Source organism: Devosia sp. (assembly GCF_034675085.1).
Lineage (GTDB): Bacteria > Pseudomonadota > Alphaproteobacteria > Rhizobiales > Devosiaceae > Devosia.
Genome location: NZ_JAUCDN010000056.1, coordinates 1 through 13,838, shown reverse-complemented (window position 1 = coordinate 13,838; position 13,838 = coordinate 1). Strand labels below are relative to the sequence as shown.

The 13,838-nt window shown below is 65.5% G+C and carries 12 protein-coding genes and 1 pseudogene; 7 read left to right on the top strand and 6 right to left on the bottom strand.

Annotated elements, in window-relative coordinates:
- From VDP82_RS05685 to VDP82_RS05665, 5 genes and pseudogenes are all read right to left on the bottom strand, one after another.
- Positions 1 to 313 (bottom strand): annotated as a pseudogene (locus VDP82_RS05685) (fuconate dehydratase); the annotation flags it as partial.
- A 25-nt stretch (positions 314 to 338) separates the two neighbouring features.
- Entirely contained in the window at positions 339 to 1,070 is a 732-nt protein-coding gene (locus tag VDP82_RS05680; protein WP_323013877.1) for an SDR family oxidoreductase, read from the bottom strand.
- 50 nt (positions 1,071 to 1,120) lie between these two features.
- Entirely contained in the window at positions 1,121 to 2,065 is a 945-nt protein-coding gene (locus VDP82_RS05675; RefSeq protein WP_323013876.1) for an ABC transporter substrate-binding protein, read from the bottom strand.
- A 94-nt stretch (positions 2,066 to 2,159) separates the two neighbouring features.
- Positions 2,160 to 3,155 carry an ABC transporter permease gene (locus VDP82_RS05670; RefSeq protein ID WP_323013875.1) on the bottom strand — a complete coding sequence of 332 codons (996 nt, stop codon included), beginning with the start codon at positions 3,153 to 3,155 and terminating at the stop codon, positions 2,160 to 2,162.
- Between the two features lie 173 nt (positions 3,156 to 3,328).
- Positions 3,329 to 4,849, bottom strand: coding sequence for a sugar ABC transporter ATP-binding protein (locus tag VDP82_RS05665; protein WP_323013874.1), 1,521 nt, complete (start codon positions 4,847 to 4,849; stop codon positions 3,329 to 3,331).
- Between the two features lie 154 nt (positions 4,850 to 5,003).
- Between VDP82_RS05665 and VDP82_RS05660 the strand changes: the two genes are divergently transcribed.
- From VDP82_RS05660 to VDP82_RS05650, 3 genes are all read left to right on the top strand, one after another.
- On the top strand, positions 5,004 to 5,771 hold the full coding sequence (locus VDP82_RS05660) for an IclR family transcriptional regulator (RefSeq protein WP_323013873.1): 768 nt from the start codon (positions 5,004 to 5,006) through the stop codon (positions 5,769 to 5,771).
- Complete coding sequence (locus tag VDP82_RS05655; protein WP_323013872.1) at positions 5,755 to 6,606, top strand: amidohydrolase; 852 nt, start codon at positions 5,755 to 5,757, stop codon at positions 6,604 to 6,606. The genes VDP82_RS05660 and VDP82_RS05655 overlap by 17 nt, the downstream gene beginning before the upstream one ends.
- A gap of 75 nt (positions 6,607 to 6,681) precedes the next feature.
- Positions 6,682 to 7,512 carry a sugar phosphate isomerase/epimerase gene (locus VDP82_RS05650; protein WP_323013871.1) on the top strand — a complete coding sequence of 277 codons (831 nt, stop codon included), beginning with the start codon at positions 6,682 to 6,684 and terminating at the stop codon, positions 7,510 to 7,512.
- 46 nt (positions 7,513 to 7,558) lie between these two features.
- Here VDP82_RS05650 and VDP82_RS05645 read toward each other — a convergent pair whose 3' ends face one another.
- Positions 7,559 to 8,833: an FAD-dependent oxidoreductase gene (locus VDP82_RS05645; protein WP_323013870.1), complete on the bottom strand. Its 1,275-nt coding sequence runs from the start codon at positions 8,831 to 8,833 to the stop codon at positions 7,559 to 7,561.
- Between the two features lie 151 nt (positions 8,834 to 8,984).
- On the opposite strand from VDP82_RS05645, the gene ilvA reads away from it, so the two are divergent.
- The 4 genes from ilvA (at position 8,985) to VDP82_RS05625 (ending at position 13,774) form a co-directional block, all read left to right on the top strand.
- Positions 8,985 to 10,508, top strand: coding sequence for a threonine ammonia-lyase, biosynthetic (ilvA, locus tag VDP82_RS05640; protein WP_323013869.1), 1,524 nt, complete (start codon positions 8,985 to 8,987; stop codon positions 10,506 to 10,508).
- Positions 10,509 to 10,652: 144 nt separating this feature from the next.
- Positions 10,653 to 11,900, top strand: coding sequence for a hypothetical protein (locus VDP82_RS05635; protein WP_323013868.1), 1,248 nt, complete (start codon positions 10,653 to 10,655; stop codon positions 11,898 to 11,900).
- 82 nt (positions 11,901 to 11,982) lie between these two features.
- Positions 11,983 to 12,684 carry a pyrimidine 5'-nucleotidase gene (locus tag VDP82_RS05630; protein WP_323013867.1) on the top strand — a complete coding sequence of 234 codons (702 nt, stop codon included), beginning with the start codon at positions 11,983 to 11,985 and terminating at the stop codon, positions 12,682 to 12,684.
- Positions 12,685 to 12,784: 100 nt separating this feature from the next.
- A complete protein-coding gene (locus VDP82_RS05625; protein ID WP_323013866.1) occupies positions 12,785 to 13,774 on the top strand; it encodes an aldo/keto reductase in 990 nt (329 codons plus the stop codon).
- Positions 13,775 to 13,838 lie beyond the last annotated feature (64 nt).

The window sequence follows — 13,838 nt, the reverse complement described above, 5'->3', positions numbered from 1 at the left end:
CCTTGTCGGGGCCGATCCAGCGCAACTGGCTGTCGCCGGTCACATGCCGCCAGAAGCGGCCGGGATTTTCGGCGATCCAATCCAGTTCCAGACCGACGACGCGGCTTTCCAGCGCCTTGATCGCGGCCACCACCACCTCGTTGCCGCGCCCGATGGTGAAGGTCAGCCCATGGCCCTCATGCGCCCCGTCCGTGCCGAGGACGACATAGGCGGCCGAATAGTCGGGATCGGGGTTCATCGCATCCGAGCCATCGAGCGAGGCCGAGGTGGGAAAGCGCAGATCATGGGTCTTGAGCGAAGTGATGCGGGTCATAGCGTTGCTCTGAAAAAGGCCGCCGCTAGGCGGTCCAGCCGCCGTCGATGATGTGAACCTGCCCGGTGGTATAGCGCGCACCGGCCAGATAGACGGCCAGGTCCGCCACTTCCTCGGGCTGGGCGATGCGGCCGATGGGCTGGCGGGCGATGAAGGCCTTTCGCGCCGCCTCGATATCGCCGGTGGCGGCCCAGCGCTCATGCAGGCTGGGCGATTCCACCGTGCCGGGGCAGATGGCGTTCACGCGGATATTGCTGGTGGTGTAGTCGGCGGCGATGGATTTGGTCAGCCCGATCACCGCCGCCTTGGAGATGGAATAGGCCGCCCGATTGGGCACGCCCTTGATGGAAGAGGCAACGGTGGCCATGTTGATGATGGCGCCATCCTTGCGCGCCAGCATCTGCGGCAGCACGGCGCGGATGGTGCGGATTTGCGCCTTGACGTTGAGGTCGAGCGCGAAATCGAGATCGGCGTCGCTCATCTCCAGCACCGTGCCGGAATGCACCACGCCGGCGCAGTTGAACAGCACGTCGATACGGCCGATTTCCGCCACGGCTACCTTGACCGCCTCGTTGGAAAGCACGTCGAGCGGGCGGGTGGCGATATTGGCCATGCCTTCGAGCTCACGCAGCTTTGCGGCATTGACGTCAGTGGCGATGACGCGCGCGCCCGCCCGGGCGAAGGCTTCCGCCGAGGCCCGGCCGATGCCTTGCGCGGCGGCGGTGATGAGAACGATTTTTCCGGTAAGGTCGGCCATGGTTTAGTCCTGGAAGATGGGCCGGGCAGAATTGCCCGGCCCGCTGAGTGTCAGTCGTAAAGAACAGCGGCGATTTCGGGGCTGTCCATGTTCTTGGCGTCGTAGAAATAGAAGCCGGTGTCGATGACCGGGGGCAGCGCTTCGCCCTTGAGCGCGGCGACGGCGGCCTGCACGGTCTGGTAGCCGATGCCGACCGGGTTCTGGGTGATGGCGCCGGCCATCAGGCCCGAGCGGACCATGTCCTTCTGGGCGGCGCCGCTGTCGAAGCCGATGACAACGACATTGCTGCCCAGTTCCTGCTTGCCGTTGGCGACACCGATGGCCGAGCCCTCATTGGTGCCGAAAATGCCCTTGAGGTCGGGATTGGCCAAAAGGATCGACTTGGTGATCTCGGTCGACTGCAACTGGTCGCCGCCGCCATACTGCACCGAGACGATCTCGATATTGGGATAGGCTTCCTTGATGCGGTTGACGAAGCCGTCGCGGCGATCGATGCCGGTGCGGCTGGTCTGGTCGTGGGCGACCACGGCGATCTTGCCCTCGCCGCCGATCAACTCGGCCATGACGTCGGCCGCCAGCGCGGCGGCGGCGACGTTGTCGGTGGTGGCGGTGGTCAGCGGAATGTCGCTATCGACGCCCGAATCGAAGGCGATGACCGGAATATTGCGCTCCTTGGCCTGCTGGAGCAGCGGAATGGCCGCCTGGCTGTCGAGAGCGGCGAAGCCGATGGCGTCGGGGTTGCGCGACAGGGCCGCGGCCAGCATGTCCATCTGCCGGTCGACCTGGCTTTCGCTTTCCGGACCTTCGAAGGTGACATTGACGCCCAGATCGGCACCGGCCTTGTCGGCGCCGGCCTTCACGGCCTGCCAGAACTGGTGCTGGAAACCCTTGGAGATCAGGGCGATGTCGTAATTGTCCTGGGCGAAGGCGGGGCCGCTGGCGGCGAGCATGGCCAGGGCGCTGGCGGCGGCGATCAGATGACGTCTGGTAAGCATTGAGGGTTCCTCCCCGGTGTGAAAATGGTTTGCTTGGCGGGCCATTGGCGGCCTTCATATTGGCGCCCGGCGGGGCGCAGGGATCGTCCGGCGCCTAAAGGTTGCGGCGCCGCAGGATATCGGCATAGACGGCCAGGATGATGATGGTGCCGGTCACCACCGTCTGCCATTCCTGGGCCACCGAAAGGATGCGCAGGCCATTGGCCAGCACGGAAATGATGAGCGCGCCGATCAGCGTGCCGAGCACGGTGCCGCGCCCGCCCGATAGGGACGTGCCCCCGATGACCACGGCCGCGATGGCGTCGAGCTCATAGCCTTGCCCGAGCGCGGGCTGGGCGGAATTGAGCCGGCTGGCGATGAGCAGGCCCGCTACCCCACAGATCGAGCCGGCCACGGCGTAGACGGCGATCTTCCAGCGATCGACATTGACGCCGGAGAGGCGCACCGCCTCCTCATTGGAGCCCAGCGCGAAGGTGTAGCGGCCCAGCGCCGTCTTTCCGAGTACGAAGGCGGCCAGCAGCGCCACGCCGAAAAGGATGAGGACCCCATTGGGAATGGGCAGCACGGGAACGAGCGCGCCCACCAGCGAACCCTGCGAAATCTGGGTGAAGCCCGGCGTGTCGTTGAAATAGATGGGCCGGGTGCCCGAAATCACCAGCGACAGCCCCTTGAGGATCAGCATCATGCCCAGCGTGGCGATGAAGGGCGGCACCTTGAGCTTGGCGATGACCACGCCAGAAACCAGCCCGCTGGCCGTTCCCGCCAGGATCGCCCCCACCACGCCCACCGGCAAGGGCAGGCCCCAGAAAGTCAGCAGGACCCCGGCGATCACCGCGCAGAAGGTCATCAGCGTGCCCACCGACAGATCGATGCCGCCGGTGATGATGACCAGCGTGGCGGCGATGGCCAGGACGCCATTGACCGAGGTCGCCTGCAATATCGCCAGGATATTCTGGGTCTGCATGAAATTGGGCGAGGCGAGCGAGAACACCACCACCAGCGCCAATAGCCCCGAAAAGGCCAGAAGCCGATGGAAGGCCCCGGTGATGCGCGGACCCGATTTGGCTGGGCTTGCTGCGGTATCAGTCATGAAGTCTCTCCGGCATGGCAGTCTCTTGCCGCATCCACCGCGCGGCTCCTCCCCCCTGGCGGGGGAGGTTGGGAGGGGGTGTTGAGAGCGACGATATAAGGGCTAAACATCCCCCACCCTTGGTCCCTCCCCGCAAGGGGGAGGGTGTCGACTGCATATGCAGTGACCAAAACTCACCCCGCATGCCGGACCTCCATCGCCGCTTCACGCATGGTCGCGAGGTGCATGATTTCTTCCTGGCTGGCGCCGCCGGGCAAAAACCCGGTGAGCCGGCCCTCGCACATCACCGCGATGCGGTGGCTGAGGCGCAACACTTCCGGCAGTTCCGAAGAGATGACGATGATCGCCTTGCCTTCGCCGGCCAGCGCGGTCAGCAGCTTGTAGATTTCGGCCTTGGCCCCGACATCGATGCCGCGTGTCGGCTCATCGAAAATCAGGATGTCGCAGTCGCGCAGCAGCCATTTGGCCACCACCACCTTCTGCTGGTTGCCGCCCGAAAGCAGGCGCGCCTCCTGCGTGTCGCTCGGGGTCTTGATGGCCAGCTTGCGGATATAATCGAGCGCGGTCACGCGCATGGCGCCGTCATCGAGCAGCCCGCCGGGACCGGTGAAGCGCTCGAGGCTGGCCAGGGCGATATTGTTGCGCACGTCGAGGCCGGTGGCGAGGCCGAAATGCTTGCGGTCCTCGGAGAGATAGCCGATGCCGGCGCGCACCGCGTCGCGGGGTGAGGAAATGCCGACGCGCCGGCCATTGACCCAGATTTCCCCGCTTTCACGCGGATCGGCGCCGAAGATGACGCGCGCCACCTCCGTGCGCCCAGCCCCCATCAGCCCGGCGAAGCCGAGGATTTCGCCCTTGCGCAGCGAAAAGCTCACATCGCGGATGTCGCGGCCGCGATTGAGGTTGCGCACTTCCAGCGCAACGGGCGCGGCGCTAGTATTGGGAATGATCAGGGCCTCGTTGGTCAGCGTACGCCCCACCATCATGGAGATGATGGTCTCGATGGGCGTGTCCGCCGCCGGCACGGTGCCGACATATTCGCCGTCGCGCATCACCGTCACCCGGTCCGAGATGCGTTTGATCTCGTCCATCTTGTGGCTGATATAGACGATGCCAACGCCCTCGGCCTTGAGCCGGTTGATGATGGCAAACAATTCAGCGATCTCGGCATCGTTCAGCGCCGCGGTGGGCTCGTCCATCACCAGCACGCGCGAGCGGTAGGAGAGCGCCTTGGCGATCTCCACCATCTGCTGGCGGGCAATGGTGAGCGTTTCCACCCGCACCTGCGGATCGAGCTTGAGGTTCATGGAATCGAAGATGGCCTGCGCGTCGCGGTTGAGCGCGACCTCGTCGAGCATGAAGAGACGGCGCGGCTCGCGGCCGATGAAAATGTTCTGCGCCGCCGTCAGGTCGCGCATCAGCGCCAGTTCCTGGTGGATGATGCCGATGCCCAGATCCTGCGCCTCGCGCGGCGAGCCGATCTCCACAGGCTGGCCCGAAAGGCGCACTATGCCGGCGTCGCGCGTATAGACGCCGCTGAGGATCTTCATCAGCGTCGACTTGCCCGCCCCGTTCTCGCCCATCAGTGCATGAACCTCGCCGGCGCGCAGTTCGAACCGCGCCTGCGACAGCGCCCGCACGCCGGGAAAAGCCTTGTCGATATCGATCATCTCGACCAGCGGCGCGTCGGTCATGGCCGCACCGGTCCGGAGCTGGAAATCATGATGTGGCCGTCCTCCCATGCACATTCTTGCGATGCGCATACGAACAATCTATTCATAAATGAACGAAACATGCAACAGCTAACATGTCAGCCCGGCATAAAGCGCGGCGGGAGAGGTCAAACAGTTGAGTGAGCCCGAAAATGAGCGCTACCGCGCCCCGGCCCTGGATAAGGGGCTGGATATTCTGGAGCTGCTGGCCGGCACGGCGGGCGGCCTGAGCCAGGCCGAAATCGCCAAGGCCCTCGCCCGCTCGCCGGCCGAAATCTACCGCATGCTCGACCGGCTGGTACGCCGCCGCTATATAAGGCGCACCCCGGAGGACCGTTTCGAGCTGACCCTGAAGCTGTTCGAGCTGGCCCATGCGCGGCCTCCGCTCAACCGCATGCTGAGCCAGGCCATGCCGCTCTTGCGCCAGTTCGCCCTGGCCGCCGAGCAGGCGGTACATATGGTGGTGCGCGACCGCAATGTGCTGGTGGTCATCGCGCAGGTGGATGGGCCGGGCTATTGGAACGTCTCCATCCGCGTCGGCAGCCGCATCGGGCTGGTCAATACCGGCTCGGGCCATGTCTTTCTGGCCTTTGCCAGCCCCGAAGAGCGCCTTTTGCTGCTCAAGGAGCAGAGCGCCGGCGCGCCCGAAATCATTACTCCGGCGCTCGAAGCCCGGCTGGAAAGCGTGCGCCGGCAAGGCTTCGAGATGATGCCCAGCGCGCAGGTGGCGGGTGTATCGAACTTGACGGTGCCCATATTCGGCCCGCTCGGCTCGGTGGTGGCGGTGCTCACCTGTCCCTATACGCGCCGCCTCGACAAGCTCGACACGCCCGACGCCGAGGCCAGCCTCGCCTTGCTGCGTCAGGCCGGCGCCGCTATTTCCCAATATGCCGATCCGCTATAGCTTCCCCGCCATGCGCATTCTCGACACCCATCTGCACCTGATCTATCCCGACCGCTTCTCCTATCCGTGGCTGGCCAGGGCTCCGGCCATCAACCGGCCCTGGAGCGGGGACGACTATTTCGCCGAGGCGCTGGCGCTGGGCATCTCTTCCGCGCTGCATATGGAGGTCGATGTCGCCGAGCCCGACATGCTGGCCGAAACCCGGTTCGTTCTCGGCCTGCCCCATATCGCCGGCGCCATTGCCGCCTGCCGGCCCGAACATCCCGGCTTTGCCGCCCAGCTCGAAACGCTGCCGGCGCTCCCCGGTGTGAAGGGCCTGCGCCGCATATTGCACGAAGCGCCGGATGCGCTCAGCCAGACCGCCCTTTTTGCCGAAAACATCCGGCGCCTCGCCGCCCATGATCTGAGCTTCGATCTCTGCCTGCGCGCCGACCAGCTGTCGCTTGGGGCGACGCTGGCCGACAAGGCGCCGGACGTGACCTTCATTCTCGACCATTGCGGCAATCCCGACATTTCCGGGTCCGGGCTCGACCCGTGGCGCGCGGCGCTGAAAAATATCGCCAGCCGCCCCAATGTGGTTGGCAAAGTCTCCGGCATCGTCAATCACTGCGCCCCCGGATGGACGGCCGAGACACTGCGGCCCTATGTCGAGCATGTGATCGAGAGTTTCGGCTGGGACCGGGTGGTCTGGGGCTCCGATCATCCGGTCGCCACCACCACTGGCGGCACCCTGGCCGACTGGGTCGGCGCCACGCGCGCCATTACCGCCGGCGCCAGCGAAACCGAACGGGCCAGGCTCTTCCACGCCAATGCCGAGCGCTACTACCGCGTGTGAAACCGGCCGCGCATTTTGGCTGTTGAAACCTCCGGCGCGGCATGGAAGGCTCGCCGTCTCAACGGAGGAACCCAAATGGCCCCTATCAGCCCCGAGCGCATCGCCGTCTCCACCTGGTCGCTGCACCGCCTGCTGGGAGCCACCTATCCGCACGACACCTCCACCGATGCAGTGGGGCCTGAGCAGCAAACCTATGGCGAAGGCGAAGAGTCGCTTCTGGGCCTGCCTTCGGTGCTGGCCAATCACGGCTATCACCGGCTCGAAATCGTCTCCTTCCATCTGCGCAGCCGCGATCCGGTCTATCTGGCGGAGCTGCGCGACCAGCTCAAGGTCTGCAATGTGCGGTTGCAAACCCTGCTCATCGATGCGGGGGACGTCACCCATCCCGAGCATGGCGCGCGCGACCAGAAATGGATCGCCGGCTGGATCGAGGTGGCCAATCAAATGGGGGCCGAGCATGCCCGCATCATCGCCGGCAAGCAAAAGCCGACGCGCGACGCGCTCGACCGCTCGGTCAAGGCCCTGGCGGCCCTGGCCGATGGCAACAAGGGTGGGACGCGGCTCGTCACCGAGAACTGGTTCGACCTGCTGGCCGAGCCGGCGCAGGTGCATTACTTGCTCGACCGGCTCGAAGGCCGCATCGGCCTCCTGGGCGATTTCGGCAATTGGAGCGGGGAGGATAAATATTCCGACCTCAAATCCATTTTCGGCCGCGCCGAGCTCTGCCACGCCAAAGCGCACTTCCTCCATGGCGAGCTGGACGAGGCCGATTACGGGGCCTGCGTGACGCTGGCCGAGGAGGCGGGCTACAAGGGTCCCTATACGCTCATCTTCGACAGCGACATTCCCAATGAATGGGCGGGGCTGGCCGTCGAGCGCGATTTCATCACCTCGCGCGACGTCTGAACGCGGACGCAAAACCTGCCCGCTGCGGCCCCTTCCACCCTGCCGGCTATTTCAGCGGGCTGAAGCCGGCCATCGCCCGGGAGAGCCGCGCCTCCAGCCGTGCCGGCAGCAGCAGGGCGGCCGGGTCGGGCGCGGCGCCCGACAGGATGAAGGGGCGCAGGGCCGCCGCCAGCACCGCCGCCTCCGGTCCCAGAAGGCTGGCCCCCAGCAGGGCTCCCGTGCCGGCATCGGCCAGCAGCCTGATGCATTCGACAGGCTGGTCCTTTTCCCCGTCCTTGCGCATGGCCACTTTCAGCGGCCGCCCGGCGCGGCGCAATTGCGCCGTCGTCATGCCCAGCCGGATAAAGGCGGGATCGGTCATCACGCGATTACAGGCAAAGGCCCCGCCCATGGTTCCCGGCCCCAGGGCCCGGACGCCGTCTGCGCCGGTATGGCCCTCGGGATCGATGATGACGAAGCCGGCTTGGTCCACCGTGATTCCGGCCGCCGCCAGATCGAGCCCCTCGGCCATAGGCACGGGCTCGGGCGCCAGCAGCAGATGCGTCCCCTCGATGGAGGAAAGCCGCCGGCCCGAGCGCAGCGAGGCCAGCACGCCATGGCCGGCCCAATCCACCGCATCCACGGTGGTGTTGAAGAGAAAGCTCACCCCATCGGCTTCCAGTGCCGCGCGCATGAGGGCGCAGACCTCCTCGTCCTCGCCGGCAAGCGGGTGGGGCCCGGCCTCGATCACGCTGACCTTGGCCCCGAAGCGGGCCTGGATCTGGGCGAATTCCAGACCGGCGGCGCTGGCGCCGACCACGATGAGATGGCCCGGCAGGCTGTCGAGAGCAGATATCGTGGCGGGCGTCAGATGGCTGACGCTGTCCAGCCCCGGCCAATTGGGCATTCGCGGGCGCGTGCCGATATCGAGCAGGATTTCGGGCGCACCGAAAAGGCGCTTGCCGACCATGATGCCGTCGGGGGCGACGAAACGCGCCTGCCCTTGCAGCCGGGTCAGATGCTTGAGCCCGCCCAGCCGCTCGGCCAAGGCCCCTCCGGCTCCCTGCACCAGCCGCGTCTTGCGATTGCGCACCGCCCGCATATCGAGGCCCACCGGCCCGGCAAGCGTCACGCCGAACCGGCCGGCATGGCGCGCCGTCCAGATCGCGCGGGCGCTTTCCGCCAGCGCCCTTGTGGCGATGCGCGCCTCCTCCAGCCAGGCTTCGCCCGGCGGCCCGGCCTCGATCAGCGCCACCCGTTTGCCGAATGCCGCCATGCGTGCGGCATGGGCGACGCCTGCTTCGCCGGCGCCAATGACTATGGCATCGAACTGCTCGGCCATCCCCTCCCCCAAATCGTCTCGAATCCTAATCCAGCGTCGGGGAGGATGTCGATATCCTCCATGGCGAACGTTCCAGCCGATGCGGCGCCTTGACAAAACCGCCTTTGAGGCGTCCCTCCAGCGCGCATAAGAACCGTGATGGAGCCCGCCCATGCAGGACTATGTCCGCCGCATCCTCACCTCCTCGGTCTATGAGGTGGCGCAGGAGACCCCGCTCGAGCCGATGGAGCTGCTTTCGGCCCGGCTGGATGCGGAAATCCTGGTCAAGCGCGAGGACCTGCAACCGGTGTTTTCCTTCAAGATCCGGGGCGCCCATAACCGCATTTCCAGGTTGACCCAGGAAGAGCGGCTGCGCGGGGTGATCTGCGCCTCGGCCGGCAATCATGCGCAGGGCGTGGCGCTTTCGGCCACGCGGCTGGGCATTCGCGCCGTCATCGTCATGCCCACGACGACACCGGCCATCAAGATCAACGCCGTGCGCCGGCTGGGCGGGGAAGTGGTGCTGTTCGGCGACGGGTTCGACGCGGCGCGCGCCCATGCCGAGGAACTGGCCGAAAAGCACGGCTATGTCATGGTGCATCCGTTCGACGATCCCGACGTCATCGCCGGCCAGGGCACCATCGGCATCGAGCTTCTGCGCCAGCATCCGGGGCCGATCGGGGCCATCTATGTGCCGATAGGCGGAGGCGGGCTGGCCGCCGGCATCGCCAGCATCGTCAAGTTCCTGCGCCCCGACATCCGCGTCATCGGGGTCGAGCCCGAGGAGGCGGCGAGCATGAAGGCGGCGATCGAGGCCGGCCATCCCGTCGCCATCGACCAGGTGGGGCTGTTCGCCGATGGCGTGGCCGTGCGCCAGGTGGGGGCGGAAACCTTCCGGCTCTGCCGCGACCTGCTCGATGACATCATCACCGTCACCGCCGACGAAATCTGCGCCGCGATCAAGGATATCTTCGACGATCACCGCGCCATCACCGAGCCGGCGGGCGCGCTGGCGCTGGCCGGCCTGCGCCGCCATGCCGAAAGCGGGGCGGCGCCGCGCGGCGCGCTCATCGCCATCAATTCGGGCGCCAATGTCAATTTCGACCGGCTGCGCCACGTGGTGGAACGGGCAGAGATCGGCGAGCGGGCCGAAGCGCTGCTCAGCGTGGAAATTCCCGAGCGCCCCGGCAGCTATCGCGCCTTCATTCGCCTCCTGGGCAACCGCTCCATCACCGAGTTCAATTATCGCTATGCCCATGGCGCCACCGCGCGCATCTTCGTGGGCATCAAGCTGAGCCGGGGCGATGCGGAAAAGCAGGAGATCATCTCCCTGCTCGAAAAGAACGGGCTGGGCGTCATCGACCTCACCGACAACGAGGTGGCCAAGCTGCATGTCCGCCACATGGTGGGCGGCCGGGTGCAGGGGCTCGAGGACGAGGAGGTCTATCGCTTCCAGTTTCCCGAGCGCCCCGGCGCGCTGCTCAAATTCCTCGAAGGGCTCAATGATGGCTGGAACATCTCGTTGTTCCACTACCGCAATCACGGCGCCGATTACGGCCGGGTGCTGGTGGGGGTGCAGGTGCCGGAGGCGACGCGCGAGGCCTTCCTCGCCCATATCGACGCCATCGGCTATCCCTATTGGCAGGAGACCCATAATCCGGCCTACCGGCAGTTCCTGGAAGGAGACCGCCCCTGAACCGGGGGCGCGGAAAGCTGCCGTCTTTATTATGATGCAATAAACCCTTAACAGCACAAGACCCGCCCCGGGCAACCCTGATCGGTTGCAATCGAACGCATAAGGGGCAATCTGCACGCAAGATCAAACATGCCGGAGACGACGATGCGCCTTACCAACACCCTTCGCCTCATGCTGCTGACCAGCCTGGCGAGCACCGCCCTGATCGGGCAGGCCCTGGCGCTCGACGCCCAGGCCTTTGTCGACCGCGTGGCCAAAGTCTACGAGAAGGCCGGCTATGAGCTGTCCTTCGGCCCGGCGCGGATGGATGGCGACAGCATCGTCGTCGACGGCGTCACCGTCGCCATTGCCGGGGTGGCGGAAGAGCCGGTGAAATTCGACACCGAGATCACCTTCTCCGGCGTCAGCGAGGCGGCCGACGGCAGCTACCGGGCGGCATCGGTCACCATTCCCGATATCGACACCACCGTCGAGGACGAGGAAGAAGGCGCCACCATCGGCGTAACGGTCAGCGACATCCGCGCCGACGGGCTCTATCTGCCCGCGCCCGACGCCCTTACCCCGGTGGCGATGATGCAGACCGCCGCCGCCATGAGTTCGGGCCCGGTCAGCATCACCCGCAACGGCGTCGAGATCTTCTCGATCGAATCCACCCGTTTCGCCGCCGAATTCGCTCCCGACCAGACCAGCGCCGCGCTGGAAAGCGTCGACACCGTCTTTGCCATGAACGGCATCAGCGTCGATCTGACCACGATGAGCGAGGAAGACCCCGACACCGCCGCCGTCATCGAGCAGCTCGGCCTGCTCACCGTAAACGGCGCCATCACCCAGAAGGCGAGCTGGACGCTGTCGGACGGCCGCGTCGTGGTGGATGAATTCCTCTTCGATTTCGACGAGGTGGGTGCGCTCAACTTCACCAGCGAGTTCACCGGCTTCACCCCGGCCCTGCTCGAGCAGCTCGAAGCCCTTCAGCAGCAGGCGATGGCGGCGGGCGAAATGTCCGATGAGCAGCAGCAGGCGCTGATGATGAGCAGCATGGCGGCCATGCAGGGCGTCAATATCGTCAAGGCCTCGGTGCGTTATGACGATGCGAGCCTGGCCAGCAATCTGCTCGACTTCTTCGCATCCGAATCGGGCGCCAGCCGCGCCGATTTCGTTGCCGGCATCAAGGCGATGCTGCCCTCGATCCTGGCCGAGACCGGCGTTCCGGCGCTGGCGGACCTGGCCGTGCCGGCGCTCTCGGCCTTCCTCGACGATCCGCGCAGCATCGAGCTCAAGGTGGCGCCGCCCTCGCCGGTGTCGCTGCTGGTGATGATGGCCGCCGCCGCCAATCCGGCCGGGCTGATCACCGCTCTCGGCCTGTCGCTCGAAGCCAATAGCCCGGCCCAATAAGCCGGACGGGGGAATGGCGGACGCCGCCATTCCCACCCTTGCGGGGTGAAATCCGGGGCGAACCGGATTATAGGATAGGGCCATGACCCAGAATCCCCTCCCCGCAGACCTCAGCCATGTCACCGATTGGGTGTTCGATCTCGACAACACCCTTTATCCGCGCCGCTGCAATCTCTTTTCCCAGATCGACATCCGCATCACCCACTACATGATGGAGGTCACCCGGCTCGATTTCGAGGCCGCGCGGGCCTTGCAGAAGGTTTATTATCGCGACTACGGCACGACGCTGAATGGGCTGATGCAGGTCCACAAGATCGACCCCGACCATTTCCTGAACACGGTGCATGCCATCGACTATTCACCGGTCGATCCGCATCCGGTGCTGGTCGAAACCATCCGCGCCCTGCCGGGGCGCAAGTTCATCCTCACCAATGGCGATACCGGCCATGCCCGCGCCGTTCTCGGCCGGCTGGGCGGCAGCGACCTGTTCGAGCATGTCCACGACATCCGTGCCATGACCTATGTGCCCAAGCCGCACAAGCAGGCCTATGACGGGTTCCTGGCCGAATATGGCATCGCGCCGGAGCGGGCGGTGATGTTCGATGATCTGGAAAAGAACCTCGTCGTGCCGCACGAAATGGGCATGGCCACGGTGCAGGTCATGGCCGAGGACGACTACCGCAACGACCAGGTGGAAAGCTGGGAGCTGGAGCGCAGCGCCGGCCCGCATGTCCACCACGCCACCCAGGATCTGGCCGGGTTCCTGCGCGCCCTTCTGGGGTGAGCCGGCTTTACAGGGATGGTGCCGGGGGCTATCACATGCCCCTCCATCGGCATTTGCCGATATAGGCGGCTCCGGCCGCCGCAGTGTGAGGATTGGGACAATGGAATATCGTCGCCTGGGCAAATCCGGCCTGAAGGTCAGCGAAGTCTCGCTGGGCAGCTGGGTCACTTTCGGCAAGCAGGTTCAGGAATCGGAAGCCATGGCGCTGATGGGCCTGGCCTATGATTCGGGCATCAATTTCTTCGACAATGCCGAGGGCTACGAAGCGGGCGAATCCGAAGCGCTGATGGGCGCGGCGCTCAAGAAGCTGGGCTGGGGCCGCGACAGCTATTCGGTCTCCTCGAAAGTGTTCTGGGGCGGCAGCAAGCCCACCCAGAAGGGCCTTTCGCGCAAGCATGTCACCGAGGCCGCCCATGCGGCGCTCAAGCGCCTGCAGGTGGACTATCTCGACCTCTATTTCTGCCACCGCCCCGACATCGACACCCCCATCGAGGAGACGGTGTGGGCGATGCACAATCTCATCACCCAGGGCAAGGTGCTCTATTGGGGCACTTCCGAGTGGAATGCCCAGCAATTGACCGAGGCCTGGGCCGTGGCGCGGGCCAACAATCTCATCGGCCCCACCATGGAGCAGCCGCAATACAACCTGTTCACCCGCGAAAAGGTCGAGCACGACTATCTGCCGCTCTATGATCTCTTCGGGCTGGGCACCACCATCTGGTCCCCGCTCGCCTCGGGCCTGCTTACCGGCAAATATAATGACGGCATTCCGGCCGACAGCCGGCTGACCCTGCCCGGCTATGAGTGGCTGCGCAACCAGTGGACGAGCCCCGAAGGCGAAGCCAAGCTGGGACAGATCCGCGAACTGGCCGCGCTCGCCGGCGAGATCGGTCTGTCCATCACCCATCTGGCCCTGCTCTGGTGCCTGCGCAATCCGCATGTCTCCACGGTCATTCTCGGCGCCTCGAAAAAGAGCCAGCTCGAGGACAATCTGGCGGCGCTCGCCCACAAGGACAAGCTGACCCCGGACGTGCTGGAGCGGATCGAAACCATCATGGGCAACAAGCCGGCCGAGCGCCAGCGCTACTGATCCCCTAGAGCGTTTCCAGCAAAAGTGGCAACGGTTTTGCGGTTCGGAAACGCGACAAAACAAA

Coding starts and splice junctions, on each gene's coding strand:
- VDP82_RS05675 (WP_323013876.1), bottom strand. CDS start 2,065: ATGCTTACCAGACGTCATCTGATCGCCGCCGCCAGCGCCCTGGCCATG.
- VDP82_RS05655 (WP_323013872.1), top strand. CDS start 5,755: ATGCCGATCCGCTATAGCTTCCCCGCCATGCGCATTCTCGACACCCAT.
- VDP82_RS05665 (WP_323013874.1), bottom strand. CDS start 4,849: ATGACCGACGCGCCGCTGGTCGAGATGATCGATATCGACAAGGCTTTT.
- VDP82_RS05635 (WP_323013868.1), top strand. CDS start 10,653: ATGCGCCTTACCAACACCCTTCGCCTCATGCTGCTGACCAGCCTGGCG.
- VDP82_RS05650 (WP_323013871.1), top strand. CDS start 6,682: ATGGCCCCTATCAGCCCCGAGCGCATCGCCGTCTCCACCTGGTCGCTG.
- VDP82_RS05645 (WP_323013870.1), bottom strand. CDS start 8,833: ATGGCCGAGCAGTTCGATGCCATAGTCATTGGCGCCGGCGAAGCAGGC.
- ilvA (WP_323013869.1), top strand. CDS start 8,985: ATGCAGGACTATGTCCGCCGCATCCTCACCTCCTCGGTCTATGAGGTG.
- VDP82_RS05670 (WP_323013875.1), bottom strand. CDS start 3,155: ATGACTGATACCGCAGCAAGCCCAGCCAAATCGGGTCCGCGCATCACC.
- VDP82_RS05630 (WP_323013867.1), top strand. CDS start 11,983: ATGACCCAGAATCCCCTCCCCGCAGACCTCAGCCATGTCACCGATTGG.
- VDP82_RS05625 (WP_323013866.1), top strand. CDS start 12,785: ATGGAATATCGTCGCCTGGGCAAATCCGGCCTGAAGGTCAGCGAAGTC.
- VDP82_RS05680 (WP_323013877.1), bottom strand. CDS start 1,070: ATGGCCGACCTTACCGGAAAAATCGTTCTCATCACCGCCGCCGCGCAA.